The sequence below is a fragment of the Acinetobacter sp. YH12094 genome (assembly GCF_013419295.1).
In the GTDB taxonomy this organism is placed as follows: domain Bacteria; phylum Pseudomonadota; class Gammaproteobacteria; order Pseudomonadales; family Moraxellaceae; genus Acinetobacter; species Acinetobacter amyesii.
This window is the reverse complement of sequence record NZ_VPAK01000082.1, coordinates 1-1,249: the sequence shown is the minus strand read 5'-3', so window position 1 is coordinate 1,249 and position 1,249 is coordinate 1. Positions and strand designations below refer to the sequence as shown.

1 protein-coding gene is annotated in these 1,249 nt (G+C 42.0%); it reads right to left on the bottom strand.

The genetic code is table 11. From position 1 onward, the window contains the following. Positions 1-172 precede the first annotated feature (172 nt). Entirely contained in the window at positions 173-1,165 is a 993-nt protein-coding gene (locus FTU34_RS17710) for an IS5 family transposase (RefSeq protein ID WP_180036307.1), read from the bottom strand. Positions 1,166-1,249 lie beyond the last annotated feature (84 nt).

The following is a 1,249-nucleotide window of genomic DNA, read 5'->3' as shown; positions in this document are numbered from 1 at the left end:
GAGACCTTTGCACAAACCAGCGACCTACTCTCGACACCAATCTCAAACTCAACTAAAAACTGGAATTGGTGTTAAAAGATAGAAAAAGTCACCGAATTGGCATAACACTCTCCTAAATTGCAGTTAATTCAGATCTATTGGCTAGTTTTGCCAACCAACAGACACAATAACCCTAAGCCAATCCATATTTTTGTTTCAGACTTAGGGCCGTTTTTAAATTATGCACAATGCTAGCAAGCACTGTACTGGTATGAAATTGCATTAACCCTAAATGACGAGCCTTGCTCATCCCATAATGCAATTTAAAATGACCAAATACCCGTTCCACCGTATTTCTGGTTTGGCTCTTTTGGGTATTGGAACGTTTTTGTTGTTCGGTCAAAGGGGTATTACGCCATGCTCTATCATGAATATAATTGTTTATCGGTGGTTCATGCTTGGCAAGATAGTCGTCATGGGCTTGGCTTTTATACGCACTGTCAGCGTAAACAGCAGATTCATTCCCTGTTAAAAGCGTGGTAAAACATTGTGAATCATGCACATTGGCTGGGGTGGTTTCAACTTTTTTGACAAAGCTGTCTTCATCACAGTTTAGATGGATTTTAAAGCCGTAGGTGGTTTTCACTTTGCCTGTGCTGTCTTTTTTACTGACGTAGGCAGCTTCTTTGTCTTGGGTATTGTCGGTATGTTTGCCTTTTTTAGCTCGTTTGTTCTTGGCTTCGACGATACTGGCATCGATGATGCTGACACTGCCTGCTTTGATGATAATATTTTGCTCGGCTAGTTGCTCATTGATTTGGTTGAATAAGGGTTGGGTAAGTCCAAGTTCGCCTAGGTGTTTGTGGTATCGCCAGATGGTGCTGTGGTCAGGTACGTTATCGGTAAGCGATAGCCCGACAAAGCGGCGAAAGAGTAAGTCTCGTGCCAGTTGTTTTTCCATGGCTGGGTCTGATAAGCCATACAGTTTTTGTAGTAATAAGACTTTAAACATGATGACTGGGTGAAAGGCACTTTCGCCACGGTCGCTGTTATGAACATGACGTAAGGTGTGTTCGATAGTCTGCCAGTTGATGAGGTTGTGTAGTTCATCGAGTTCTTCAATGGCTTTGTGGTGATTAACTAGACTGTCTGCTAGGGACAGCTGCCCTGTTTGTTTCCATGCCATGTCGGTGTCTTTTGTTATGTGGTTGATTATAAAGCATTATATCATTTTAACGAACTTTTGTGTATCTGTTCGTGCAAAGGTTTC